Origin of the sequence: Nostoc sp. (assembly GCF_036917235.1) — a bacterium.
GTDB lineage: Bacteria > Cyanobacteriota > Cyanobacteriia > Cyanobacteriales > Nostocaceae > Nostoc.
Genome location: NZ_JBALDU010000078.1, coordinates 90,318 through 116,135, shown reverse-complemented (window position 1 = coordinate 116,135; position 25,818 = coordinate 90,318). Strand labels below are relative to the sequence as shown.

At 41.0% G+C, this 25,818-nt stretch carries 26 protein-coding genes; 12 read left to right on the top strand and 14 right to left on the bottom strand.

Annotation, left to right across the window (positions count from 1 at the left end; translation table 11 throughout):
* The first annotated feature begins 40 nt into the window (after positions 1 to 40).
* Together V7K44_RS22495 and V7K44_RS22490 are read left to right on the top strand one after the other, a co-directional pair.
* On the top strand, positions 41 to 241 hold the full coding sequence (locus V7K44_RS22495) for a hypothetical protein (RefSeq protein WP_334837061.1): 201 nt from the start codon (positions 41 to 43) through the stop codon (positions 239 to 241).
* A gap of 211 nt (positions 242 to 452) precedes the next feature.
* Positions 453 to 1,475, top strand: a complete 1,023-nt coding sequence (locus V7K44_RS22490) for a zinc-dependent alcohol dehydrogenase (RefSeq protein ID WP_334934627.1) — start codon at positions 453 to 455, stop codon at positions 1,473 to 1,475.
* Between the two features lie 221 nt (positions 1,476 to 1,696).
* On the opposite strand, the gene V7K44_RS22485 is transcribed toward V7K44_RS22490, so the two are convergent.
* A complete protein-coding gene (locus V7K44_RS22485; protein WP_334934500.1) occupies positions 1,697 to 2,149 on the bottom strand; it encodes a Panacea domain-containing protein in 453 nt (150 codons plus the stop codon).
* A 167-nt stretch (positions 2,150 to 2,316) separates the two neighbouring features.
* Between V7K44_RS22485 and V7K44_RS22480 the strand changes: the two genes are divergently transcribed.
* Positions 2,317 to 3,081 carry an ABC transporter ATP-binding protein gene (locus tag V7K44_RS22480; RefSeq protein WP_334718121.1) on the top strand — a complete coding sequence of 255 codons (765 nt, stop codon included), beginning with the start codon at positions 2,317 to 2,319 and terminating at the stop codon, positions 3,079 to 3,081.
* A 65-nt stretch (positions 3,082 to 3,146) separates the two neighbouring features.
* On the opposite strand, the gene V7K44_RS22475 is transcribed toward V7K44_RS22480, so the two are convergent.
* Positions 3,147 to 3,677 (bottom strand): orange carotenoid protein N-terminal domain-containing protein, encoded by a 531-nt coding sequence (locus V7K44_RS22475; RefSeq protein WP_334934498.1) that lies wholly within the window; start codon positions 3,675 to 3,677, stop codon positions 3,147 to 3,149.
* Between the two features lie 216 nt (positions 3,678 to 3,893).
* On the opposite strand from V7K44_RS22475, the gene V7K44_RS22470 reads away from it, so the two are divergent.
* Complete coding sequence (locus V7K44_RS22470; RefSeq protein ID WP_334934496.1) at positions 3,894 to 4,271, top strand: hypothetical protein; 378 nt, start codon at positions 3,894 to 3,896, stop codon at positions 4,269 to 4,271.
* 133 nt (positions 4,272 to 4,404) lie between these two features.
* Here the strand turns inward: V7K44_RS22470 and V7K44_RS22465 are convergent, their stop codons facing one another.
* Positions 4,405 to 5,040 carry an HAD-IA family hydrolase gene (locus V7K44_RS22465; protein ID WP_334934494.1) on the bottom strand — a complete coding sequence of 212 codons (636 nt, stop codon included), beginning with the start codon at positions 5,038 to 5,040 and terminating at the stop codon, positions 4,405 to 4,407.
* A complete protein-coding gene (queG, locus tag V7K44_RS22460) occupies positions 5,015 to 5,989 on the bottom strand; it encodes a tRNA epoxyqueuosine(34) reductase QueG (RefSeq protein ID WP_334934492.1) in 975 nt (324 codons plus the stop codon). Before queG ends, V7K44_RS22465 begins: the two co-directional genes overlap by 26 nt.
* A gap of 248 nt (positions 5,990 to 6,237) precedes the next feature.
* Here queG and V7K44_RS22455 point away from each other — a divergent pair, with 248 nt between their 5' ends.
* Positions 6,238 to 6,669 carry a ketosteroid isomerase family protein gene (locus V7K44_RS22455; RefSeq protein WP_334934490.1) on the top strand — a complete coding sequence of 144 codons (432 nt, stop codon included), beginning with the start codon at positions 6,238 to 6,240 and terminating at the stop codon, positions 6,667 to 6,669.
* 170 nt (positions 6,670 to 6,839) lie between these two features.
* On the opposite strand, the gene V7K44_RS22450 is transcribed toward V7K44_RS22455, so the two are convergent.
* The 3 genes from V7K44_RS22450 to V7K44_RS22440 all read right to left on the bottom strand — a co-directional run bounded on the left by V7K44_RS22450 (position 6,840) and on the right by V7K44_RS22440 (position 9,825).
* Positions 6,840 to 7,265 (bottom strand): ATP-binding protein, encoded by a 426-nt coding sequence (locus V7K44_RS22450; protein WP_094351551.1) that lies wholly within the window; start codon positions 7,263 to 7,265, stop codon positions 6,840 to 6,842.
* A gap of 3 nt (positions 7,266 to 7,268) precedes the next feature.
* A complete protein-coding gene (locus V7K44_RS22445; RefSeq protein ID WP_334934488.1) occupies positions 7,269 to 8,942 on the bottom strand; it encodes a SpoIIE family protein phosphatase in 1,674 nt (557 codons plus the stop codon).
* A gap of 163 nt (positions 8,943 to 9,105) precedes the next feature.
* Complete coding sequence (locus V7K44_RS22440; RefSeq protein WP_322660848.1) at positions 9,106 to 9,825, bottom strand: response regulator transcription factor; 720 nt, start codon at positions 9,823 to 9,825, stop codon at positions 9,106 to 9,108.
* A gap of 423 nt (positions 9,826 to 10,248) precedes the next feature.
* Between V7K44_RS22440 and V7K44_RS22435 the strand changes: the two genes are divergently transcribed.
* Both V7K44_RS22435 and ftsE read left to right on the top strand, forming a co-directional pair.
* Positions 10,249 to 11,004: a WecB/TagA/CpsF family glycosyltransferase gene (locus tag V7K44_RS22435; RefSeq protein ID WP_334934484.1), complete on the top strand. Its 756-nt coding sequence runs from the start codon at positions 10,249 to 10,251 to the stop codon at positions 11,002 to 11,004.
* Positions 11,005 to 11,274: 270 nt separating this feature from the next.
* Complete coding sequence (ftsE, locus tag V7K44_RS22430; RefSeq protein WP_334934482.1) at positions 11,275 to 12,021, top strand: cell division ATP-binding protein FtsE; 747 nt, start codon at positions 11,275 to 11,277, stop codon at positions 12,019 to 12,021.
* Between the two features lie 63 nt (positions 12,022 to 12,084).
* On the opposite strand, the gene V7K44_RS22425 is transcribed toward ftsE, so the two are convergent.
* Both V7K44_RS22425 and V7K44_RS22420 read right to left on the bottom strand, forming a co-directional pair.
* Positions 12,085 to 12,879, bottom strand: coding sequence for an armadillo-type fold-containing protein (locus tag V7K44_RS22425; RefSeq protein WP_334934480.1), 795 nt, complete (start codon positions 12,877 to 12,879; stop codon positions 12,085 to 12,087).
* Positions 12,880 to 13,062: 183 nt separating this feature from the next.
* Entirely contained in the window at positions 13,063 to 13,647 is a 585-nt protein-coding gene (locus V7K44_RS22420; protein WP_334934478.1) for a hypothetical protein, read from the bottom strand.
* Positions 13,648 to 14,260: 613 nt separating this feature from the next.
* Here V7K44_RS22420 and V7K44_RS22415 point away from each other — a divergent pair.
* Positions 14,261 to 15,157, top strand: a complete 897-nt coding sequence (locus V7K44_RS22415) for an alpha/beta fold hydrolase (protein WP_334934476.1) — start codon at positions 14,261 to 14,263, stop codon at positions 15,155 to 15,157.
* A 126-nt stretch (positions 15,158 to 15,283) separates the two neighbouring features.
* Here the strand turns inward: V7K44_RS22415 and V7K44_RS22410 are convergent, their stop codons facing one another.
* Positions 15,284 to 15,817 carry a DUF4330 domain-containing protein gene (locus tag V7K44_RS22410; protein ID WP_334934474.1) on the bottom strand — a complete coding sequence of 178 codons (534 nt, stop codon included), beginning with the start codon at positions 15,815 to 15,817 and terminating at the stop codon, positions 15,284 to 15,286.
* 392 nt (positions 15,818 to 16,209) lie between these two features.
* On the opposite strand from V7K44_RS22410, the gene V7K44_RS22405 reads away from it, so the two are divergent.
* Entirely contained in the window at positions 16,210 to 17,073 is an 864-nt protein-coding gene (locus V7K44_RS22405; RefSeq protein ID WP_334934472.1) for a M48 family metallopeptidase, read from the top strand.
* A gap of 176 nt (positions 17,074 to 17,249) precedes the next feature.
* Here V7K44_RS22405 and V7K44_RS22400 read toward each other — a convergent pair whose 3' ends face one another.
* On the bottom strand, positions 17,250 to 18,005 hold the full coding sequence (locus tag V7K44_RS22400) for a metallophosphoesterase family protein (protein WP_334934470.1): 756 nt from the start codon (positions 18,003 to 18,005) through the stop codon (positions 17,250 to 17,252).
* Between the two features lie 270 nt (positions 18,006 to 18,275).
* Here V7K44_RS22400 and V7K44_RS22395 point away from each other — a divergent pair, with 270 nt between their 5' ends.
* Positions 18,276 to 18,560 (top strand): DUF2470 domain-containing protein, encoded by a 285-nt coding sequence (locus V7K44_RS22395; protein ID WP_334934468.1) that lies wholly within the window; start codon positions 18,276 to 18,278, stop codon positions 18,558 to 18,560.
* A gap of 575 nt (positions 18,561 to 19,135) precedes the next feature.
* Here the strand turns inward: V7K44_RS22395 and V7K44_RS22390 are convergent.
* A complete protein-coding gene (locus tag V7K44_RS22390; protein ID WP_334934466.1) occupies positions 19,136 to 21,433 on the bottom strand; it encodes a hypothetical protein in 2,298 nt (765 codons plus the stop codon).
* A 539-nt stretch (positions 21,434 to 21,972) separates the two neighbouring features.
* Here V7K44_RS22390 and V7K44_RS22385 point away from each other — a divergent pair.
* Together V7K44_RS22385 and V7K44_RS22380 are read left to right on the top strand one after the other, a co-directional pair.
* Entirely contained in the window at positions 21,973 to 23,145 is a 1,173-nt protein-coding gene (locus tag V7K44_RS22385) for a glycosyltransferase family 4 protein (RefSeq protein WP_334934464.1), read from the top strand.
* A 63-nt stretch (positions 23,146 to 23,208) separates the two neighbouring features.
* A complete protein-coding gene (locus tag V7K44_RS22380; RefSeq protein WP_334934462.1) occupies positions 23,209 to 24,348 on the top strand; it encodes a glycosyltransferase family 4 protein in 1,140 nt (379 codons plus the stop codon).
* Between the two features lie 74 nt (positions 24,349 to 24,422).
* Here V7K44_RS22380 and V7K44_RS22375 read toward each other — a convergent pair whose 3' ends face one another.
* Entirely contained in the window at positions 24,423 to 24,794 is a 372-nt protein-coding gene (locus V7K44_RS22375; RefSeq protein ID WP_334934460.1) for a hypothetical protein, read from the bottom strand.
* Between the two features lie 539 nt (positions 24,795 to 25,333).
* Positions 25,334 to 25,603, bottom strand: a complete 270-nt coding sequence (locus V7K44_RS22370) for a hypothetical protein (RefSeq protein ID WP_069069307.1) — start codon at positions 25,601 to 25,603, stop codon at positions 25,334 to 25,336.
* Positions 25,604 to 25,818 lie beyond the last annotated feature (215 nt).

The window sequence follows — 25,818 nt, the reverse complement described above, 5'->3', positions numbered from 1 at the left end:
CTTAGTTTAAAACAACAATTTTTTTAAGGAGGACATTGGTATGAGTACGAGAGCTAACACCTGCCCATGCTGCGGTGGTTCCCTCCTGCGTCATGCTCGTCATGGTGAACTATATTGGTTTTGCCTGTCGTGCCGACAAGAAGTACCGCTGTTAACTGTACCGCTATTAAATACTACTCGCCTGCCTAATGTGGAAACCCGGAACACCGGAGTAGTCGCCCAGCCAGCGGTGAATACCTAGTACCGGAAGGCGTAAGTCACGCATTCAAAAGTTTTGTATATCAAGGCTTTTGCAAGTTTTCAAATGGTACCTTGATTTACGCCGCGCTGTACTAGTTTTTCGCTATTTTCGATTCATAAAAGCTTACTATAAATCAAGACTAATTTGTTTAAACCTATCAACCAACTTCAACTGGTAAAATCAGATGAAGCTAATTGATAGGTTTAAAGTTTTGCTAGCAGCCTTACTTCATGGTCAAGAAGATTTACGCCTAGAGGAAGTTTCTGACCCCACTCCGGCAGCTGGCGAAGTTGTAATCCAAGTGGGAGCAGCAACTACTTGTGGTACAGATTTGAAAGTCTGGCGGCGTGGTGGTCATGCCAGAATGCTGATACCGCCGACGCTATTTGGTCACGAAGGTGCTGGGCGAATTGTTGCTGTGGGTACAGGGGTGACAAATTGGCAAGTAGGCGATCGCATCGTTGCGAATAATTCTGCTCCATGCATGAATTGCTTTTTTTGTCAACGTCAAGAATATTCTTTATGTCCAAATTTAACATGGAATAATGGGACTTTTGCGCAATACTTGAAAATTCCTGCACCGATAGTAAAACATAATTTGTTGCAGATTCCCGATGACTTGCCGTGGGAATTGGCAGCGATGACGGAACCTTTAGCTTGTGTGTTACATGGTGTAGCGCGTTCTAATATTAAGCCCAAAGATAAAGTAGTCGTGTTAGGAGATGGAGCAATTGGGCTGATGTTTGTGGCGGCGTTGAGTGAGAAAGCTGAGATTTTGCTGTGGGGAGGTAATAACCACAGACTAGAAATTGGTCAGAAATTGGGTGCAACCCAGACCTTTAATTATCATCAAATTTCAGAGATTCCCAGTGTAGTTAAAGAACTTACTCAAGGATGGGGTGCAGATGTAGTAATTGAAGCTACTGGTGTCCCAAGTGTTTGGGAAACTGCGATCGCTTGTGCCCGTCCTGGTGCAACAGTCAACTTATTTGGTGGATGTCCACGGGATACCAGTATTACCGTCAGTACAGAACAGCTACACTATAGCGAACTTACCATCAAAGGCGTGTTTCATAATACACCAGAGTATGTGCGATCGGCCCTTGCACTCATAGCTAGTCGTAAAATTCCCTTTGAGTTACTTATTAGCGAACAGCGACCATTAAAAGATTTAGAACAGGTGTTTTCTGATATGAAGGCGCGTAAAGTAATTAAAGTGGCGATGATTCCTTAATTTTTTGTGGGGTACAGCAAATGATCTGGATCTAGCCAAACAATGTAAAAAATCTTTTTAACCGATCGAGCAAGGTCAGCCAGTAGATTATGTCTTTTTGGCTACAAGAAAATTTGCTGTTACTGTCCTGATAATATTTAAACGAAAAGCTCATGCCTTGAGTTGGCTTCAGCTTTGTTGGTCTAATACCTGATGTGCCGTCTTTGGCAATCTCAGTCTTCTTAATCCTTTTTTTCGACACGAGATCCGTAATACTCCTTCATCCACTGTTTCTGAATAACTTCGTTGGAAGCTTCATCAAGTGGTAGATTTCCTCTACCCAAATTCCAGGGTGTCTCGGCATGAGTCATTTGCTCTAGTTCATAACCATCACAAGCAAAGTATTTTTGTGCAACCTCATCTAGAAACTCTTGAACCTCTTGGGGTAATTCTGGGTTAGCATCTTCTAAAATTGGTTGCCATCCAAAAAGCCTATACTTCTGGTACAACGCAGGTATCACAGGGCCATGTATCCAGGCTTGAAAATCCTCTGGGAATAGAGGAGTGTCATTGATTGCAAGATGCCAAGCCTGAGCATAGTACACAAGCTTTTGCAGCTTTAGATTACTGATAAAAGAGCCTGTTTCATTTGCTAACCAGATAAAGTAATCTGCTACGTTAAAACATGACAACACTACAAGCACCCCCTTCAGTATGCTAGATAATAGTTAGCTTTTATTTGCTCTACTACATCACCTTAAAGAGTTATCACAGCAAGAGCTTGGAAGAATTTCTCTGCTTCTTATAGTTTAATTGAGCGATCGCTATAATTGCGTCTCTACCACCTAATAACTAAATCCTTATGGCAAACACTATTTCAATTACCGATTCTCTAGTTCCTAATCCCGTTCCTAAATCAACAATTATTCGTTTGGAGAATATCTTTAAAATATATGGCAGTGGCGAAACTGAAGTCAAAGCACTTAACGATGTGAATTTAACTATTCACGAGGGCGAATATTGTTCAATTATGGGGCCTTCTGGTTCAGGAAAATCCACAGCGATGAATATTATCGGCTGTCTAGACCGACCCACAGGCGGACATTATTACTTAGATAATATTGATGTGGCACAAATGGATGATAAATCTTTGGCACACATCCGTAATAAAAAGCTGGGTTTTGTCTTCCAACAATTCCATTTATTACCTCAACTCACAGCATTAGAAAATGTGATGCTACCAATGGTTTATGCTAGTGTGAGTCCGAAAGAAAGAAGCGATCGCGCAACAGAAGCACTGACGCGAGTAGGTTTAGCAAATCGCCTCAACAACAAACCAACTCAACTATCTGGCGGACAACAACAAAGAGTAGCGATTGCCCGTGCGATCGTTAATCGTCCCGTGGTACTCCTCGCAGATGAACCCACAGGCGCACTTGATTCGCACACAACCCAAGAAGTCTTAGATATTTTTGGCGAACTCAATGCCAGTGGAATCACGGTTGTCATGGTGACACATGAACCAGAAGTTGCCCGTCAAACCCAGCGCATCGTTTGGTTCCGTGATGGTCAAGTAGTACACTCCAACCTCACCCCAGCCGACTTGAGTCAGTTAGCTGTCTCGTAGTTTGTTAAAGTCCGCAGAGGCGGACTTTAGTTTGGGTAGCCGCGACTTCTAATCGCCAAAGCTGATTACAAACTTGACGTTTTTCCAGTTTCTGCTTGCGTTGCGATCGGTTTAACATCCGTGTAACCCACTTCACCAGCTATTGTCCGAAACACTGACATTTGCTCTTCAAAATCTAGTCCTTCAATTTCGGAAAGCAGATCGTTAACTGCCTTACTTGCCTGGTAGCTAGCTGGCATTCCCACCACCGTATCCCCCATAGCTACCGCCCAAGCATACCAAACTAGCAGCTGGTTGTTTTCTTTTATCGCCCCATAAGCACGGGAATATTCTGTGTCTTTGCGGTTAACGATATCCCGCATAATATCTAGTTGCTGCTCATCGGACAATTTAAAATAATCTCCTAGCAGAAGTGGTGCTAACTCTGGTTCTGCCGCAGCAGGAACTGCTGGGGTGATCGAATCACCCATTTTTTCATAAACAAAATAGAACCAGGCTAATTTAGCATCGGTATCTAAGGCGTTAAACACATCTACCAATTTTTGAGTTTCATTGCTCTGGGCTTGAGAAATACTTTTATCGTAACTTGCAGTCATAAATTTATTTCCAAGGAAATGTAGTAGGCCAAACTAAGTGGTACCAGAGTTTGAGGATCAGATTCTACTACCGATAGAAATAGTTAAATTAATTGGAAATCGCAGCTTTAATCTACCTTTTAATAGAGGTAAAAGTCTCCCGCAGGAAGCAATAAATCAGCACATTACTTCGCTATAATCACCTTAGCAATAAAAAATTTACCTAAGGTTTTAATTATGCCTGATGAAGAAGTAAAGCCCAATTTAAATGAAGCTTCCACCCAGGATGCACAATTAGCTGCCGAAAGCATAGCTAGTGGTGAAGAAAAAGCGCCAACGGTGGATTTTGATGCTGATTATGCAGCTGCACAAAAATTCAGCGTGAGTGAAGTCGATCGCACAGGTCAAGGTGCAGCAGCAGCTGAATCAGCTACTGCACCTAAATATCAAGCCTCTAAGCCACAAGAGACAAAGACTCAAACACAGTCAACTGGCAATCCTGATGATTTTCTGGAGTCAGCAAAAGAAGTTGGAAATTCTCAGACTGGGGATGCAGCTAATGTCAGTGATGATTTAGTAAAACAAGCTTTAGAAAAGGGTGAACGGAAAAATTAATTTTTCTTGATATCTTGCTATTTTGTCAGATGGGCAATGTCACCAATATGAAAATTGAGGTTCTCGGTATTAGTAGACATTGCCCACTCTACTGTTTCGATCGATTGTTAATCCGCTTTTGACTATTTATTAATTAACGACTGTTCATCACTTCTAGTAGTTCGCTAGGTCGCTGAATTAAATAATCTGGATTTTGCTTGGCTAGTACTTCCGGTGAGTTAAAGCCCCAAGTGACTGCAATCACTTGGATATTTGCTTTTTTTGATGCTTCTATATCTCTGGTTTCATCTCCAACATAAATAACTTCTTGAGGTTTGAGTTGCTTTTGCCTCAAGACATTATTTATAATAGTTGTCTTGCCAAAAATTGTAATTCCTGAGTAAATAAAATCAAATAGGTGATTTAAATCATTGATTGTGAGGAATTGTGTAACATTTTCTTTAGAATTAGAAGTGATAATACCCAGTTTATATCCTTGATTTTGGAGTTCTGTTAATGCTTCCTTAATACCCAGAATGGGCTTTAATTCTGGTATTTTGTTTTTTAATTCTCCTTTAACTTGTTTAACTAGAAAAGGTATCTTAAATAGAGAAACTCCTGAGTACTTAATGATTTCCCTAGAGGTTAAGTTCTTGAGAAAGGCTAATTGTTCTGGGCTTATTTGTTTATAACCAAAGTCTCCAGCTAAACGATTAGCAATACTTACAAGGGCATCTACTGTATCAGCAATTGTGCCATCAAAATCAAAAATAATTACTTTCTGGGTCATTCTTCTGCCTGGATGCGTCAAGATTAGCTAGGGCGTTGCGTCGTAACATTTCTGGCTTAATCCGCCGCAAGGCAGATGCTGGAAATCGTTTATCCCAATCCTCATCTGAGATTTGGGCTAATTCTAGCAGGTGGGGAGCAATATTCACTGGATTTGGCTGAAACTCTGCAATATCAGTTGTTTGGGCAAAACGTTGATTCCAAGGACAAACATCTTGGCAAATATCGCAACCAGCAACCCAGCCTTGCAGATGAGGTGCGATCGCCTCTGGCAATTCCTTGTCACGATTTTCAATGGTATGATAAGCAATGCAACGATTAGCATCGACAACAAAAGGCTGAGTAATTGCACCTGTAGGACAAGCCTGAAGACAACGAGTACAGCTACCGCAGTGTTCTGTATGTGGGCGATCGCTCTCTAATTCTAAATTTGTCAACACTTCTCCCAAAAATACCCAAGAGCCATATTCCCGTGTAATCACATTACCATTCTTGGCAATCCAACCAATTCCGGCAAGTTGAGCCAACACTTTATCTGGCACCGGGCCAGTATCTGCATAATAAAGAGCTAATACACCTGGATCGAGTGATTTTAGCCATATAGATAGCTGCTTGAGTTTTCCATGCATCACCTTGTGATAATCCCTTCCCCAACCATAACGGGAAATTTTGGCGTATTCCTCACTTTCAGGACGTTGATGTGGCGTGTAGTAATTCAGCGCTACACACACTAGCGATCGCACCTCTGGCATCACTAAGCGGATATCCTGACGCTTTGGATTAGCCATCCATTTCATATCAGCCTGATAACCTAGTTCAATCCATGCTTGCAACCTCTGTGCTTCTGTGGCATTTATCCGATCTACAGCAGTAATTCCAACTTTGTGAAAGCCCAACTCGCTGGCTTTTTCTTTCACCAGACTGCTGCTCGTTACAGAATACTGATTCATTTTTTTTATCTGGATTTTGCCCAAATAAATGCGCTTTAATTATATATTATTTAGCTAATAGATTCAATTAAGATTTTTTACTTACCCAATATATAGCCTGTCTTAAGCTGCGTAGCAGTTCAAGACTTCCATCGTTAGGAAGATTTATTAATATGTAGCAAATGTAGCAATCTATCTCAACAGCAGCTTTTTTTTTACTTATTTTTGTATTGAAATTAATATTCAGATAGCATAATACAGGTAATTTTATGACCTCTGCTGAATTTATATCGCCAGTGCAGTTTCAAGAAGAATTCCAGATTGAGGGAATTACAGAACCAAGCGTACTGCGTTATTTTGAAACCTTAAATGTAGGAGAATTTGAGGCAACTGCTGCCTTGTTTGCGATCGCTGGTGTAATGCGTCCGCCATTTGAATCTGATATTGTGGGGACAGATGCGATCGCAGCCTACTTAAAACAAGAAGGTCAAAACATCAAAGCTTACCCGAACACAGGAATAGCCGAGACTTTAGAAAATGGTGATATGCAAGTCCAGGTAACAGGCAAAGCACAAACTTCGTGGTGTAGTGTCAATGTCTTGTGGCTATTTATCCTCAACCAACAACGGCAAATTTCTTATACTAGAATCAAACTTTTAGCTTCCCCCAAAGAGTTACTTTCTTTACGTCGTGAAAACTAAATAGCAAATAACTAGCAAGGGCAAAGTTTTAAACCAATATTTATCACCCAGTCACACAGGATTCATGGCTTTATTCTGAGTCCTGTTAGCGATAGCGGGGCGTTTAGCCCATTCTGAATTCTGAATTCTTCCTCATAAATAGCATGACTTGAAAAATAGTAACTTTATGTCTATTGGACTAATTCGGGTAAAGTAGCTTCTAACTTCAGACAGTTGGCACCATTAACCTGCAATTTGTAATCTACTTTATCCATGAGACGATTCATAATCAGCCAACCATAACCACCTTCTTGCTTTTCCATCGGGTTTGGAGCGTAGTAGTTAGACATATCAAACCCTTCGCCGTAGTCCCAAATTTCTAGGGCAAAATCCCGGTCTTTCACTTCTAAACGTAGTAATATAGGTAAATTTGGTTGATCCTTGTGGGCGTGACGGACTGCATTCGAGTAGGCTTCCACTAAAGCCAGTCTCAAACGACTTGATTGGCGCGACCAATCCACAGATTCTCCTAGCTGAATTTTCAAACATCCCAACAACCAGTTTTCAACAATATTCAGAAAATTCAAGTCGCTTGGTACATGAAGCTCACTTTTCATGACTTACAAAATCTCCAGTGAAAGTATAGTTTGATCGTCTTCTTGAACGTGATTATCTGCCTGGATGCGAGCTAGTAAATGGTTCAGAGAAAGTGGTTGTTGCTCTTGTTGTAAGAGCTGCCAAAGACCATCTTGATTCAGCATCGAACGGTTCGCTGACTCAACCCCAGCCTCAGTTTTTACTGTTGAATCAGGATTATTTGATACCATTGCTTCTGTAATTCCATCGCTGGCTAGTAACAATGTGTCTCCAGCAGCGAGAACCAAGCGACCAGACTGTGCCTGCCACTTAGGCAAAATCCCCAAAGGAACGCTGCGAACTTTCAAGTAATTGGGGTTTTCGGCTAAAGCACCTTGGCGTGACCATAATATTGGATAAATATGACCGGCATTAGTGTAGACCAGTTCCTTAGTACTAGGGGTATAACAGGCTAACACAAGAGTGACAAAATAATTGTTGCTAATTAAATCTTCACTGAGAGCGTGGTTAAGGTTCTGCATGACCACATTCGGCTCTGCTGGTGTCTCTTGAGATAATTCTCGGCGCAAAACTGAAATAATACTAGCCATAAATAAAGCTGCTGGGACGCCCTTACCAGAAACGTCACCCACTGCCAACCACAAGTCGCCTTTAGGATGGACAAAAACTTCAAAAAAATCGCCTCCTACTTCGCGCGCCGGATAGCAGCAAGCTTGTACCTTCACACCTTTAATATCAGGTAAACTTTGGCGTAGCAGATTGTATTGAATTTGGCGAGCCACCTCTAACTCAGTGTGAATCTGCTGTTGCTTTTCTTGGAGGCGTTGGTAGAGTTTTGCTTGAGAGAGGGCTAAGGCTGCTTGTTCGGCAACACCTGCAATTAGTTGGATATCTTCGTCTTCCCAAGGGCGATCGCGTCCCCATTGGTGGAGGGTCAGCACAGCCAATAGATGCTGATGGTAGCTAAGTGGCACAACTAGGTGGTGACTAGGATTACCGTCATATATATCTTGAGCGAGTTGATAATGACGGGTTTCCAGCACCTTTTCGATTAAAACACTGGAGTCGAAGAAGGAATCTAATACATCAGATTTCGGATCGCGGTAGAAAAACTCGTCTTGTGTAAGGCGATCGCCTTCTACTGGTTTGAGCAAGCAGCTGGTAGCTTCAAATGTTTCTCCAATAGTTGCGACAATTTTTTGCAGCATACTATCGTAGTCTAAAGATTCCCGAATTGCTGTTGTTACCGCATTAAACAAAGATTCTCGCCGTAGGGCCCGACGCAACTCTTGGGTGCGCTTTTTTACTAGACGATATGTATCAGTGGCTTGCTCAACTAAGTTTCTCAGCCGATCCGGATTCCAGGGTTTGGTAATGTACTTAAATACCTGACCGGAGTTAATCGCATCGACCAAATCTTCGACATCAGTAAAACCAGTTAACAAAATCCGAATCGTGTCTGGAAAGCGTTCTACGGTGCGACTAAAAAATTCAGTCCCATTCATTTCTGGCATTCTTTGGTCAGAAATAATCACCGCCATTTCGCCAAATTGATCCAAGGTTTTCAAAGCATCAAAGGCATGATTGGCTTTATATACTTGAAAATCTCGCCTAAAAGTGCGGTAGAGTAAATCTAGGTTATCTGGCTCATCATCTACCACCATGAGCTTAAGTTTTTCCGTCGCAATCTCAGCCATATTTGACTTTTGTTTTCATATATTTGAATGGCGAGATAATATGATGTTTATCCCACCTAATAAATAAGAGAAAATTAGAGAAGCCATTCATTTTGAAAATATAACTTTTCAAAGTTGTGAGTTTCCCTTGATTATCCTCAATTGATCCACACCAAAATTAAATTTATCCAACTAACCCAGAACGCAAGGCGCGGACTGCTGCTTGGGTACGGTCATCGGCACATAGCTTATTCAAAATATTGCGAACGTGAGTTTTAACAGTGCCAACTGTGATGTAAAGTCTTTCCGCAATGACTGCATTACTACAACCTTCGACAATCAACTGTAACACTTCCAATTCCCTTTCTGTCAGGGTGTAAGGTTGAATTCCTTCCAGATTCTCAAAAGAATCAGGGTTAGGAGCAATAGTCTTGGAATCGACCAAAACCGATTCCAACTTTTGAGGATTTTGTTGCGCTTGTTGTAATACAATCCGAGCGATCGCTGGATCGATCCAGGCGTTGCCATTGTAAGTTACTCGTACTGCTTCCAGCAAATTATCAAATTTGATATCTTTCATACAGTAAGAGTCTGCACCAGCGGCAAAAGCTGCCAACACCGCTTCTTTGTTATCCCGCAGCGTCAAAATTAAGACTTTTGTAAGTAGCTGCTGGCCATTAGTAGTAGATTTTACCTCCCGTGTTAACTCAATGCCATCCTTATCTGGTAAACCAATATCGACAATGGCAATATCGGGTTGTAGCATTTTTAACATTTTTAGACCCTCAGCAGCATTAGCAGCTTCACCTACAACTTCAATTTCATCCTTTTGCTGTAGTGCTGTACGAATACCCACACGAGTTAGGTCATGATCTTCAATCAGAGCGATACGAATTTTACTCATAGCCAACTTCAGCCCGTTACACTATAACCATAAAGTCGAGTTTCGTGACATACTCCCACACTAACTGCAAGCAGTATACTGGGGGCTTCTATTCCCGGAACCAGAGTTGCGAGTTGAGCGTTTTATACTGAGTGAATATTACACTGTAACAATAAAAGTTGGACTGGTTCAGCCCAAGTACAAGCGCCCAAGATTAATAGACAGAGGAGTGAAATTAATTATGTGTTATCTAAAACCCTTATATATACGTAGTACTGCTACGTATATACATTCTTGTTCACTCTTATGTCTATTTAGTTTAATTATGCTTTCTCTCGTTGCAGGGCAAAGGGGAATCTCTTTTGCCTAAGTTCTAATATAAAAAAATTTGATAAACTTAACATTCATGGAAAATCTGGTGTGAGTATTACTTAAGAATAGGCTATGTCTAACGGCAATCAAGCATTTTCAGTGTTGGGAATACCAGTTCATGTGATGGCTGACTATCCAGGCTGGTTGTTAGAATCCCTGTACACAGGCAAAGGAACTCATGTCGTAACGCTCAATGCAGAAATGACTATGCAGGCAGAGCGAAATCAATTATTAGCTCAGGTAATTAAAAATGCTGAAATGGTGATTCCAGATGGAGCTGGGGTAGTTCTGTATTTACGATGGCTGTTATGGCAAAAAGTGCAGCGTTTTCCAGGGATTGAATTAGCAGAAAAACTTTTGCAAGCACTTGGGCAACAAAAGATAGGGACAAAGATATTTTTCTATGGAGGAGCGCCTGGAGTGGCTGCAAATGCGGCAGATTTTTGGCAGCAGCAAATTCCAGATTTGAATATAGTCGGTACTCACTCAGGCTACCATTCTCCAGAAGAAGAAGCACAATTGCGACAAACTCTGGCTCAATTGCAGCCACAAGTGATTTTTGTTGGTTTGGGAGTGCCGCGTCAAGAGTTATGGATTGCCGAAAACCGCCATTTGTGTCCCCAAGCAATTTGGATTGGCGTTGGTGGCAGTTTTGATATTTGGTCGGGAACTAAAACTCGCGCTCCCGCCTGGTTAGGAAATAATAATTTGGAATGGTTGTATCGCCTTTATCAAGAACCTTGGCGCTGGCGGCGGATGTTGGCTTTGCCGGCGTTTGCTGTGAAAGCGTTTGTTTATCGTTTGACAGCCAGGGGTGCAATTAGTTAAGAGTGCTGAGTGCTGTTAGCGGTAGCGGGGCGTTTAGCCCGTGCTGAGTGCAATTAGTTAAGAGTTCTGAATTCTGAATTCTGAATTCTGAGTTTTCAGTACTGAATTGTGAGTGTTCTTACTTAGTTACTATTAAAGTCTTCAAAAAATTTTAAATTTTCTTTGTTGAAATTTAAATTCCCAGGCAAAACCTGGGAATCCTTATTTTGGGGAGAATGTCACATTTAAGCAGTCAAACTGTTTGGTTGTGGGTATGAGGAAAGTTTAACAATGCCAGTATTAACAACTCAAGTTAAGAAAGACTTTTCCGTTCATGGAGAGGACAGTGAAACTCAACAGCACGGTAGCAATACTGCTACAAAGGTACAATTGCAATCTGTAACCAAGACTTATGCTAACGGCACTCACGCCTTATTAAATGCAAACCTTGAGGTAAAAAAGGGAGAATTTCTGTTTATCACGGGGCCAAGTGGTTCTGGTAAATCAACGCTCTTGAAACTACTGTATGGCCAGGAGTTGCCTACACAGGGAGAAGTAATTGTTGATGAATGTAATGTAGCGGATTTGCGGGGCGATCGCTTGTCATTATTGCGGCGACGAATTGGTATTGTGTTTCAAGACTACAAACTGATTACCCAACGAACAGTAGCAGAAAATGTCACTTTTGTGCTGCAAGCTCAAGGGTATACCCGTAAAGAAATTCAACGACGTTTAGAACCAACCTTAAAGCTGGTAGGTTTGCTGAGTAAAGCTGACTGCTTTCCAGATCAACTGTCTGGGGGAGAGCAACAGCGAGTGAGTATTGCCCGCGCGATCGTTGGTACACCACCCCTACTGTTGGCGGATGAGCCGACTGGAAATCTCGATCCAGATAATTCCTGGCAAGTAATCCAGATTCTCCAGAAGTTAAATTCCTTTGGGGCTACGGTGATTGTTACCACCCACGACGAACAATTGGTACGGCGCTGCAATCATCCGATAGTGCAAGTTTGTAATGGAAGGTTGTCTCGAAAATAGTTATTTGTCATTGGTCATTAGTCATTAGTCATTGGTCATTTGCAAAGGACAAAGGACAAATAACTAATAAACGTGGTGTTTGACTTTTGCTGATACGGGTACGAAAGGTACTGCTGTTTTGGGGGGTACTTGTAGGCGATGGTCTCCGACCGACCGGAGGTCATCGCAGGCTTGTAAACTCTTAAAAGCTGCCTCTCGCACTACAACTTCTTCCTCTCGGCTGAGTAGGAGTTGCAAGCATTGGACAATATCTTGCTGCACTGAAGAGTCAACTCGCTTACGGCTGATGAATTTATTTAGTTGACCTAGAGCAATTAACCGCTTCAATGGATCTTTTTCTGTTAAATTCATCAACAAGCGATCGAGGTGGTCTTCTTTTCGATTTTCAGAGAAGTTGACAATTTGCCATACCAATAAAATTAAAGTTAACAGGGTTCCCACACCTTGCGCGATCGCACCAGCAGCAATCCAATGACTGTGAGAGTCAACCCATATTGCCGCTGCCATGTAAGTGCTGACAGTAGCAATACCACCACTGATGACTGCTAAAACTAACCGACGATTTGAACTATTTAAGAACTTACGTATTTTAGACCAGCGCAATTGCCAGTCCCACTCCTGCATTGAGTAAACCAATACCATTACTCCAATGCCGATTAAGAGAGCCAGTAGCAGTTTCCAGTTCCACAACAACATGGCAATGATAATTGTCAGGAACCCAAGAAAGCCCCCAGGGCCAGAGAAACGTTTAAATGTTTGCTGCTTTATGGCTCCCTTTGTCTTGAATTTTGGAAGCGACCAGTTCCAGTTGGGGATTTGGTTGATCAATTGCTGCCAAGAAGACGAAGCCTGTGCCACAGTGTTTACCTACTTGATTACGAAATTACCTATTGTATAAGTTTTACTATGGATGAAGGAAGGATGAAGGCTTAAACCACAAAATGCCCGATTTTATAGAGAGATAGTAGACTAATACAGCACAGCGCATAAGATACCATTTTCAATCGCTAAGAGCAAGGGCATCTTGTACGTAAGTCTTACTTAAAGACAAAAACGAAAGTTATCAAGGGTGAATTGACCATCAAAAGTACAAAAGGTAACGCTGTGAATGTCATTCACATTTATAGATAATAAGGTATTGGGGGAAATTGGCGAGTCGGAATTGGCAAGATTAGAGCCTGGTAGTGCAGTTTGAGCGAGTAGTTGCCGATCGCGATCGTAGGCGGAAAGCACTAGCCGTTGCGAACTAGTGACAAAGGCGCTAACCGAGCTTACTGGACGCAAGAAAGTAGCTTCTAAAAATCCGCTTTTGGGCGCTCCCATTAAGACTATTAGCCCTGAATAGGTTGGAAATGCTGGATTTGATGGCTGTATTGCTAGAGAATTGTGAAAAATGACTCCCCAACGTTCATATTGGCGCTCTACCGCTTCAAAACACTTCAAGTCTTCTAGGTCTAAACAAATACAAGTAGGTACAGTAAGTTTGGCAGCATCAAAAACTGGCTCAACCTGACCCCGCCTAGCTGAAGCTTTAATTTCGTTTTGTATATTCAAGTTGTCAAGCGCAAATTTAGCGTCTTCAATCGTTGGCAGTTTATTTGATTGAAGAGTAGCCTGCTTTACCATGACATCCCGCCTTACTATTACTTAGATAAAAATCAGATTAATTATACATTAAAAGCTGTATTTTCTACATATATAAGTAGAATTAACAGCTTATTAAAATAAGCGTTTTAACTATTTTTGACGTGTTGACGCTCAAAATTATTTATTGGTTTTTTGATAGACTACCATAAAAACTTATGCTGGATTCACGCTGGAGCGAGCCTCGCTACCATGAAAAACCCTTATATAACAGTAATTACAACGTTCCGTTACTTTATTTTTATGAAAAAAAGCACCAAATCTTTACAAGTAATCCAGTAATTTTATATCTACTTAATCTGACGCTAGCGAGAAGTCTGAGAGTGATTGGTTCGCTGATAATAACAATGAGTGGGGAGTTTGAACTAGACACATGAAGAGTGCTGAGTTAAAAGACTGCCTACAAGGGTCGTTGCTATTACTAAATACGCAAGTCTTCAGTGCTTGTTAATTTACTCAGCACTAAGTGCGGCAAACATCTAGGGTGACGAAAGGGGGGGCGGAAAAATTATCGAATCTTCTCTTTGTGTGCCTGCCTCCCAGTTATCGTGTCTTACTTGTGCCAACGAATCACTACAGTCAACAAAAAAGACTTATGTTTCAACCACTAGGATTTGAACAACGCTCTATAGATACCTCACTAGGTAGAATGGTATATTATACTGCTGCTGGAGCGCCTTGGGAGGATGATGTGACAGCCAAAGACGATCGGGAAACTTTGGTATTCCTGCACGGCTTTGGTGGTGGGTCTTCTGCTTATGAGTGGTCGAAAGTTTACCCGGCTTTTGCGGCTGAATATCGGGTCATTGCGCCAGATTTGCTCGGTTGGGGTAGGTCTGAACATCCAGCACGAAGTTATAAAGTTGAGGATTATTTGACCACGATTCGGGAGTTTTTCGAGCAAACTTGTACTGGGCCCGTAACAGCGATCGCTTCTTCTTTGACCGCAGCCTTTACAATTCGAGTAGCAGCAGATCGTCCTGATTTATTCAAGTCTCTAATTCTTACCACCCCTGCCGGACTTTCAGACTTTGGCGAAGACTACTCCCGTAGTTTTTTTGCCCAGTTAGTTAGCGTTCCCATTGTCGATCGTTTACTTTACAGCACTGGAATTGCTACTAGTGGCGGCATTCGCGGCTTTTTAGAACAACGGCAATTTGCTCAATCCAATCGAGTCTACCAAGAAATTGTAGATGTTTATCTACAATCCGCCCAACAGCCTAATGCTGAGTATGCAGCACTGTGCTTTGTACGTGGCGATTTATGCTTTGATTTATCCCTTTTCATTCAACAATTGACTACTCCCACCGCGATTATTTGGGGACAAAAGTCAGAATTTACAGGGCCCTCAATTGGTCGCCGCCTTGCCGAAATGAATCCCCAAGCAATCCGATTTTTTCAACAGTTGGAAGATGTTGGATTAACACCACAGTTGGAATTGCCAGCAGTGACAATTGGGTTAATTCGCAAATTTTTGCCTTTGCTTAATTAACATAAGTCGTAGAGACGCGAAATTGCACTGGGCTTTGCGCCGCTGCTCTAACGCGTCTCTACATTCTTTTTCACCAGATATTCGATAAGATTGCTAGAGAAAATATTATCAACAAAAGTGACAATACTATTTGTCTTTCAATCTGATATCAATGACAGTTGCATTGAAGTTGTAGTTAAAACCTTCTAACTCAAATGGCATCCCAATTTTCACTTTACTGTTACCCAAAACTGGGCCACTTTCAGTAACTTGAGCTTTGCCATCTAAAGTCAACAGAAAATCTGCACTATAATTGTTTTTCTTTGGATCTGGCAGTTCTTTAACAGTGCCATCAGGTTGGAATACATTGATTGTTCTAGGTAGCTGTTGAATAGATTTAATTTCAATCTGTCCGTATGGTTGATTACGAATAATCACATTAGTTTTTTCGCCTTTTTTTAAACCATTGTCGATTAATTTTTCCGGGTCACGTACATTCAAACCGCGAACTACTAAGTCTACTTCTATGGGTACTGTTTTTGCACCAACTTGGGCAACAGAACCAGAAGTGCCAGGAAAAATAAAGATGCCAAAGATAACTAGCAAAATTACCAGTGCAGCACCTAAATCTAAGAGATTGATTTTGCCAAACAAGCGACCTTTTGAATCTAAAATAGCCATAAAAAGTTTTCCGAGGTAATAGCGAAGTAATGGATTGTAGCCAGAAAGTTTTCGATGTAAACGGTAATTTTCCCTATTTGGTAATAACTCAAAGTATTCGGAGTTGCGGTTATGCGACAGTTTATCACGAGTTCGTAATTTCCGAGGTACGACAGCTAACCCTCAAACTTTTACCAGTTAGTACTGACGCACCTAGAAAGTAAAATCTAGTGTTTAAGCCTATCTCTAGAGAGAATTTCTAGCCTCCCGCAATTCGGTAGATTTGCATCAAGATTATCTGGATGACAACTCCTTTGGTCTTGAGTTAAGAATGCAACTTAGAATACTTTAAATCCGTCTCATAATTTGTCCCCTCTTTTTATGTTCTTCCAAAATAATCTTCAGAGTGAATTATGTTGAATTGGAAAGGTTTTACTGCAAATTACCGTGTATGGCGGCGTCGCTGGTTTTATCCCCTAATTTCAGTGGTAGTCGCCCTGAGTCTGTGCCTGAGTACACCCTTGCCTGGAAGAACTTTAGATTTCTTACCTCTTCTGCTCCAAGGAGTTCAGGCATTTCAGCTTTCTAATATATCTCCTAATCAAGAAGTTGATCTTGGTAAGCAGATTAATCAGGAATTGGTCGGCAGTCAAGTCCGACTTTACCGCAATCCCGAAGTGAATCGTTATGTAGAACAAGTTGGTCGGCGTTTAGCAGCGAATAGCGATCGCCCCGATCTCCCCTATACTTTCCAGATAGTTGAGGATGACTCTATTAACGCCTTTGCGACCTTGGGCGGCTATGTATATGTCCACACGGGTTTGCTGAAAACCGCAGATAATGAAGCGGAACTAGCAAGCGTACTCGCCCATGAAATTGGTCACATTGGCGGGAAACACGTAGTCAAGCAGATGCAGCAAAAAGCCCTCGAAAGTGGTCTATTAACGGCGGCTGGCTTAGATCGAAATTCCGCAGTGCAAATTGGTGTACAGTTAGCGCGAGACTTACCACGCAGTCGTAAAAACGAATTTGAAGCCGATCAAAGAGGACTACGAACTTTGACACGTACTGGTTATGCCCAGTCAGCAATGGTTTCTTTTATGCAAAAGCTGCTGAAAAAGGGTGGTTCTAGTCCAACATTTTTGAGTACACACCCCGGAACCAGCGATCGCATTGATGCCCTCAGACGTGCAATTAACTCTCAACCTAGTAATGGAAAATCTGGCTTGGATAATGCTAGTTATAAAGCAAATATTCGACCATTAGCGAAGTCTTGAGGGAATTGGGAAAGAGGAGGCAGAAGGCAGGGGGTAGGGGGCGGAAGTTCTTTAATTTTGAATTTTGAATTTTGAATTTTGAATTTTGAATTTTGAATTTTGAATTTTGAATTTTGAATTTTGAATTTTGAATTTTGAATTTTGAATTGATTTCTCCCCCTCATTTCAAATATTCCTTAATTCCTATTGCGGCGATCGACTTTAATTTTGGCTGGATCAATGTTAATTACAACCTCTTCTAAAGGCAGGGTACGGATATAGTTTTTAAAGATATTAACTTGATAAACCAACTGATTTGTGACATCTAGTCCAGTTAACCAGCCACTCCGGGGATGATAAGCGCCAGTATCTATGTCTAGCCATCCCTTTCCTTGTGCCAGTTTACCAGGAGAAACACCAGGCAGGGTAAAGGTAATGGTGTGACCGATGATAATTTGTTTATCTGGAAAGTAGGGTTTTTCAATGCTGTGAAACTCCTCTCGTATCCAGCACAGTTCATCGGCAGTTTGTTCTGTCACCGACTTGGAAGGGTCAACACCAGCATGAGTTAACCAAATATCTCCCAAGTCAAGGTATGTAGGCAAAGCTTTTAACCAATCCAGATGGTCATCAGGAATTGGAGCCTCTTGGTAACTGGCCACGGTAGCTTGCCCTCCACCAAACAGCCATGCTTGCATGGTCGAGGAGGAAGTCCTTTCATTGGTCAGAATGCTTAGTAACATCTGCTCATGATTTCCCAACAAACATGAGTAGTTATTTTGCTTGACAAAATCAACTACTTGTGCACTGTGAGGTCCGCGATCGATTAAGTCTCCCAGAAAATAGACTCGATCTTCTGACGTGGGGGCGATCGCCTCCAACAGTGTCATTAAACCTTCATAGTGTCCATGCACATCCCCAATTACAATTCGTCTGGGGCTAGTTTCGCTCATTGTCTCTTAGCTGCAATAGTTTTGGCTAATACTTCTGCTACAGTTTACGCTGTCTGCTTTCCGCAATGAAAGGTAAAAATACTGGATAATGCTTATTTTAATTTAATTTTTGTACGAGTAATAAACTTAACTTATCAAATATATACAACAGCAGTTGTTTTGCAGATATAACTTATAATAACGATGGCGTAAGACTAGCTTTTTCTGCTAATTTAAACTACTTAGCCGATAATTTAAGCTCTTGCCATATTCATCACTTTTAACTTCACAATGTCTAATGGTTTTTCTGCTGAAATTAGTTCGCGCATCTGCAAGCACATGAATGACGATCATGCTGATGCTGTAGTTATTTATGCTAAAGCTTTTGGTGGCTTAACAGATACGATCGCAGCCGAAATGCTGTCAATTGATGCACAGGGTATGGATTTAACAGCCCAAGTCAATGGGGAAGCTGTACCAGTTCGCATTCAATTCGATCGTGTTTTAGTAGATGCGGAAGATGCTCATCAAACTTTGATTGCAATGGTGAAGCAGGCGCGGGTGAAGGCTAAATAGGGAATGACAAAGTAATTGACACTAAATCTGCGATACATTTAATCACATATTTTTGTACATATAGCAATACTGAATCATTTGTGAAAACCAAGATCCCCGACTTTCTAAAATTTGTCGGGGATCTGCGGTTTGGTTAAGCTTAGAGTCAAAGCTGTGTTATGTCGTAATTACCGTAAATACTCATATCATGTCCGCTTAGTTACTTATTATACCCAATAACTCCACCCCGCCAAAGCTACGCTTTGTCTCCCCTCCCGAAGAGCCTACGGTGTACACACAAGTCTTTGAGAGTTGCCTCACAGCGTTTAGATCCCCCCTAGCCCCCCTTAAAAAAGGGGGGAACCAGAGTCAAAGTCCCCCTTTTTAAGGGGAGCCACTGCGGTCTTCTCCCAAGGGGAGACGCCAAGGGCGATGGGGTCTCCCCAAGTGGAGCAAGTGGCGTGGATTTAGGGGGATCTTCAACGATTTTGGTTTTATACAAAGATGTGTGTACACCGTAGCCCCGCTTGCGGAGAGGGGGTTGGGGGTGGGGTGCAATGACTATGGAAATCATAACTAATTACCCGGACTTGATATCACCCCGCCAGCCGATACATAATCACTTTTCCTTTCCAATTTTCTTCCACAAATACCAGATGCTCACCATTGGAACGCCGAAAAGCGCGAATACCGTAGGGTATATCAATCCAGCCACTTTCGCTGCCAACTTCTGGGCCTGGTTTTAACTGTTGTACTTGCGCTCCCGTCTTGGCGCTGTAGACATATACCTCTGCGGTTTTGACTGTCACGGCAAATACATAGTCACCCGCTACACTGATTGCTGCTGTAGACACTTCACGCTTACCGGTGCTGTCGTAGGGAATTACAATCCGCCATTTGGGAGTACGATTTCCTTTACTCCAATTGTCAAAACGGGCAATCTCAGATCCAGCAACTCCAGCATCGTCACCAAATGCAGGACGATCTACCGTAAAGCCCGACAAAAACATACTATCTGTTTCAGGGAAATATTCGATCCGCCGCAAGTCGTTAAATATTTTGGGAGTAGTTTGCTTTTCCATCGAACCATAGCTGTAGATGGGGTTGCCTTTAGGATCTATTCCCTGTAAAGGATAGTGTCGAATACCATCTTCTGTTCGCAAAGCTTTCCAAACATCTCCTTTGCTGTCTACCCACCAGCCGCCAAGATGAGGATAATCTTTGCTGCGATCGTATTCGTTCTTTTCAAATTTGCCATTACCGTTGCGATCGCGCCAGATCCATTCCCCTTGTTCTGGCTGAGACGGTGGCCAATTTCCGGTGATAAATGGTTTATCTGCGCCATTGGTACCGACAAACATTCCGGCGGGGATGGCAACTTTACCATCTGTGTCTGGATTAAAACGATAGATTTGCAGAAAGCTGTTATACATATCTGTGAGGAACAAAAACGGCTTCCCTTGGATGCGGCGAACAAAGGTTCCATCTGGCGATGTATGCAGACGTGGATCTTGAGGATATTTAAAAGGATTTAAGGTGTAGGCTTTGTAATTCCACTGCTTGCCAGCAGCCTTACTGTAATCCATCAGATAGTGTTCTTGTTTGGTGAATAAATCTACACCATCAGTTTTAGGATCGGCATCTGCATTATCGACGAATATCAATCCCAGCGATCGCCACATTAGTTTTCCCGATGGCGAAAATTTCCGCAAATCTGTTCCTGATTTGTTGAAACCATTACTATTTATATAGATATTACCTGAAGCATCTGTACCGACTCCAGTAAGTCCGTAAAGTTTCAAATCTCGAACTTCACCAGGAACTCCTGCATAGATACCGCCTTTAGAACCAAAACTACTCACCTGTACTGGCTGATCTTTGATGTCATAAGTCAACATTTGCTGACGCGGGCCATTTTCTGCTACTAACAGCTTACCTTGATGATTAATAGCGATCGCAGTTGGTTCAACAATATCTGCAATCTGTTGGGGCAATTGCTTTCCACTTTGGGAATAATGTAAAATTTTTGCAGGTTTACTACCATTTTTACTTTGAATAATCCACAGATTTTTTTGTGGATCGATAGTTATTGCTCCCGGATTAGCAACGGTAAAGCTGCGAAGTTCCTTCATCGTCTCAGTATCATAAACACGAATCTGGTTAGCAGTAAAATCACTTACATACAACTCGCTTTCCACAGTTGCTAATCCAGTAACTTCACTTTTAGTACTGGTAATCAACATACTTTTATCCCAACCACGTCCATTCGGAAACGGCGCAGGTTTTCCTGATAAGTCATAGCGTCTAACGCTATACCAAGTTGTTCCTTCTGGTGGATAATCTTCTTTTGTATCGCCCCTCGAACCTTGAGTCATGGCAATGTAAACATATTTACTATTTGCGGTTACAGCTTTGCCACCGCCACGACTCCAGCCGTGAGTATCCCCAAGGGCAGCAATTACTTTACCATCTTTATATATTCCTGCCTCCATAGCCGCCTCATCCCAATGGCTGTTGGTATAAACCGTGCCATCAGGAGCAACATACATGGCCTCAATATTGTTTTGTATCCGCAGATTTCCACTGCCAATAGTATTACCTATCCAGGATGTTTTGTAGTTAAGCGGGGGTGTTTTAGTATTGTTTTTTATCCGCAAATTTGTACTGTCAATAGTATTACTTGTTGACGATGCTTTGTATGTAATTGTCGGTGTTTCTGTTGTTGCCCAGTCTGTTGTAATTCCAATGTTAGTAACAATGACTGCAACAGTCATACTGAGTAAAAAATTTAAAGTTTTACTTTTTTGTAAATATCTAGTCTTAGATAATTTTTTTACTTGCTGATTGAGTTCGTGACGAAGTTTTCCTAACTTCGTCAGTAATTTATTTATCATATATTTTTCATCTTTTAATTATTTATATACAATTACCTTTTATAAAATCCGCAAAAAAGATAACTGTTTTTAAATTCAATAACATACAGTTTTTTTGAAGCAAGACATCTGATTACATATCAATAAAAAGCTATCAGGATTAAAAATGGACTATTTATATAAGCTTTATCAAAATAACATTATTGTATAAAATTTTGAGCAACAATTTCAAAGGTACTTATTATTGCTCTTTTACTGTAATTCTTGATACGAAACTAGTTGTTTGATGGTGGAGTTTTCCTTGATATATCTACTATACAGCTTGTTATGTCGTGGGTATAGTAGATATGTAGTAAGTGTTATTTAGTTAATAAAAATACAGGTTTAAGTTCATTATTGACGTTGGGATATAAATAGGTTATAAATTGGTGTTCCGTAAAAAAATCTTATTAGTAATGTGTATTCCGAAATTATATTGATTCGGGTTTGGATACAACACGGTGTAGGGGCACACAGGTATGTGACCCTACTGTTTTAATATATTTATAGGAGAAATAGCGATGGAAGCTAATAAAGAAAGAAGTTTTAATTCATCATCTGCATCTATTCTCACCCTTGGATTAGGCTGGTTTCCTAAAAGTCCCGGAGGACTAGAAAGGTATATTTATGAACTAACTCATAAATTAGCAGCAAATCACGATCGGATTGAATTATGCGGAGTCGGTTTACCAGAAACTGAACTAAATTCGCCGATTAAGCTGACTAACTTGGCGAGTCCCGATAGTGCTATTTTGCAAAGATTATGGTCGATTCGCACGAATTTTCAGAAAACAAGAACTAGCAAACCAGATGCTATTAATTTGCACTTTGCATTATACAGCTTTCCTATTTTAGATATTTTACCAATGGGAGTACCAGTTACTTTTAACTTTCATGGCCCTTGGGCTTCTGAGAGTCAGCAGGAAGTTGTTAACAAAAACCTCAGTCTTTTAATCAAGCATTGGCTAATAGAACAAAACACTTATAATCGCTGCGATCGCTTCATTGTTTTGAGCAAAGCTTTTGGTAAAATTTTACATGATAAATATCAAGTACCGTGGAGCAAAATTAATATGATTCCCGGTGGAGTTGATATTAACTGGTTTCAGCCAAATTTATCACCCCAGGAAGCTTGTGCAAAGCTAGGCTGGCCTAGTAATCGCCGGATTATATTTACATCACGCCGCTTAGTGCATCGAACGGGAGTTGACAAATTATTGCAAGCTTTGGCTATAATTAAGCCCAGAATACCAGATGTTTGGCTAGCGATCGCAGGTCGTGGTCACATCCAAGCTGCACTACAACAACAGGCTACGGAATTAGGATTAGATGACAACGTTAAATTTTTAGGTTTTCTCCCTGATGAGCAATTACCTATAGCTTATCAAGCGGCTGAATTAACTATTATGCCTAGTCAATCTTTTGAAGGATTTGGATTAGTAATAGTTGAGTCTCTAGCCTGTGGTACTCCTGTTTTATGTACTCCTGTTGGGGGAATGCCAGAAATTTTAGCAGAATTTTCACCCGATTTAATTACTACTTCGATAGAAGCCTCAGTTATTGCTGAAAAATTAGAGCAAGTGCTTTTGGGTAATATCCCCATACCTTCACGAGAAGCCTGTCGCCAGTACGCCACGACACACTACGACTGGAATCAAATCGCCCAGCAAGTACGGAATGTTTTATTAGCTTAAATAAGTAATTGTAATAGATTTTATGGTTGCTGCGTGGGTCAAATTAAATAAAGTAGAGGTTTTATGAAAATTCTTTTTTTAGACCAAAGCGGTAAACCAGGCGGTGCCGAATTATGTTTAATAGATATTGCTAAACCTTATGGCGATCGCGCTTTAGTAGGTTTATTTGCAGATGGATCGTTTAAAGATTTACTACAACAAAATCATATCCCAGTAGAAGTTCTCGCAACTCAAGCAATCCAAGTTCGCAAAGAAAGCAGTTTACTACAAGGATTTAAGAGTTTGGGACAACTTGTACCTTTGATTACTAAGGTAGTTAAAAAAGCGCGTGAATATGATTTAATCTATGCCAACACCCAAAAAGCATTAGTTATCGGAGCATTGGCAAGTTTTTTCAGTCGTCGTCCTTTAGTTTATCATTTACATGATATTCTTTCCAAAGAACATTTTAGCCAAACTAATCTTCGTATTGCTGTTAACTTAGCTAATCGTTTTGCATTATTAGTAATTGCTAATTCTCAAGCTAGTCAAACTGCCTTTGTACAAGCAGGAGGACGCCCAGATATCATCGAAGTTGTTTATAACGGCTTTAATTCAAAAAATTATCAAACTAATGAATCTGATATTAAACAATTACAGCAACACTTAGAATTAGAAGGAAAATTTGTCGTTGGACACTTTAGCCGTCTTGCACCTTGGAAAGGCCAGCATATTTTAATTGATGCCCTTGCTAAATGTCCGCAAGAGGTGACAGCAATTTTAGTAGGTGATGCACTGTTTGGCGAACAAGATTATGTCCAAAAGTTACACCAACAAGTTAGTGAACTAGGATTAGAAAACCGCGTCAAATTTTTAGGATTTCGTTCTGATATTCCCCAGTTAATGGCAGCTTGTGACTTGGTGGCACATACCTCTACTTCGCCAGAACCCTTTGGTAGAGTGATTGTAGAGGCGATGCTATGCGGAAAACCTGTAGTTGCAGCAAAAGCTGGGGGCGCAACGGAATTAGTCGAACATGGACTTAATGGTTTTTTAGTGACACCAGGAAAACCCCAGGAACTTGCACAAGTAATTATCACTTGTTTACAGGAGACAGAAATAACTGCGACTATAGCCAATAATGGCCGAATTGCTGCTAGTCAGCGTTTTGATATTGCAACTATTAATCAGCAAATTTTCCAACTGCTGTCCCACAGATTATAATTACTTCCCTAATCTTACAATCACCGATTTTATTTGGATAACCCCAGATTCACATCTGGGGTTTATGGGTGTGATTACAAACCAACTAATTCACGAGACTCAAAATCAGAGAGTTGTTGAGCGATCGCTAATCTTGCTTCCAACTTAGCTACACTAAACTGGTTACGCAGATATTCCAAATGGGCGATGGCATTTGCTTTATCGACAGTTAATCGAATTTGGGTGTCTATTGCCTTTTGATATTCCTGATTCACAAGCAACACCTCAAAGCGCCGAGCCTTGCGTTGAGCATCATTTTTCAAATCCATCTCAAAGGCGGCGGTGCGGTCTGCATTGCCTTCAAATCGGTTAACTTGGTGCTGCACTGCCATCAACTGAGAGTCTATTTCATTAGCCCGTTGAGCAGCTTGTGCGATCACAGCTGGATAATGACTCAGTTGCATCATTTAATAATTTTCCTCTAAGGTCAATAATGTAATTTTTAAGTATAAGACCAACCCTTGAATTCATTTACCAAAAGGCTGTCACAGAGCAGTTTTACACTTAACTCAGCTTGGTGGAAACTATATATATATTATAGTCTAAATGTATTGAATTAGGGGAAGAAAAGCGATATCTAAAGTGCAGGTATGCGAATTATTTTCCCCTAATTATTTACAGTCATTTTCCTAAATTTTCACTAAAATAAAGTTCAAATAAACTCTCAAGAAATTTAAAAGTTAAACCTCATTTGTCTTTGTCTGTACTCTGTATGAGCTAACTTTTTAAGTTTTTGAAATTAGCTTTAGACAAAGGAGTAAAAATGAATGTAGATCATCATTAATTTCTGGAGATGTCTTTTGAATAACACTACTAATTTTGCCTTTTAAGATTAAGTCCGCCCATATACACATGACTTATTTAGCCGTCAGACTGAAGTCTACGGCTAACAAAGTAAGCCTGCATAAGCAGGCTAATTATTTTTTGCTAAATTCTGCACTTTAGCTCAAGCTGCTTCCCGCAGTTGTGGTTGTGAGGGCACACTCACCTCTGGAAATGAAAGCGAGAGTTGTTCGGCTTGAGGTACTGCCGCTTGCTGCAAAACTTGAACTTCAATATTCACGCTGACCAAATAACTACCTGTATCAGCACCAACTGCTTCGGCAATTAGTTTAGCAATGTCTGGGCGTTTGGCAGTCAGCGGGTCACGTAAAATACACCGATCCCATTCATGCTTGGCAGTCGGATTGAGGTTGAGAATATAATGCTTCATCATCGAACTAACCCTTGAATCCATCTTCCAGAAGGTTTTCACACAGCCATTATGCATTTGGCTAGGCTTTGTGGACGCTATACCCATTATAGTATATTTGTACTAAACTGGGCGATATCTGAGTCAGAAAGTAGGAAATATATCATGTCCGTCCAATTGGCTATATTCCCTAATCTATGCGGAAAGCCCAAAAATCCCTTTAACCGGACACGATTAAG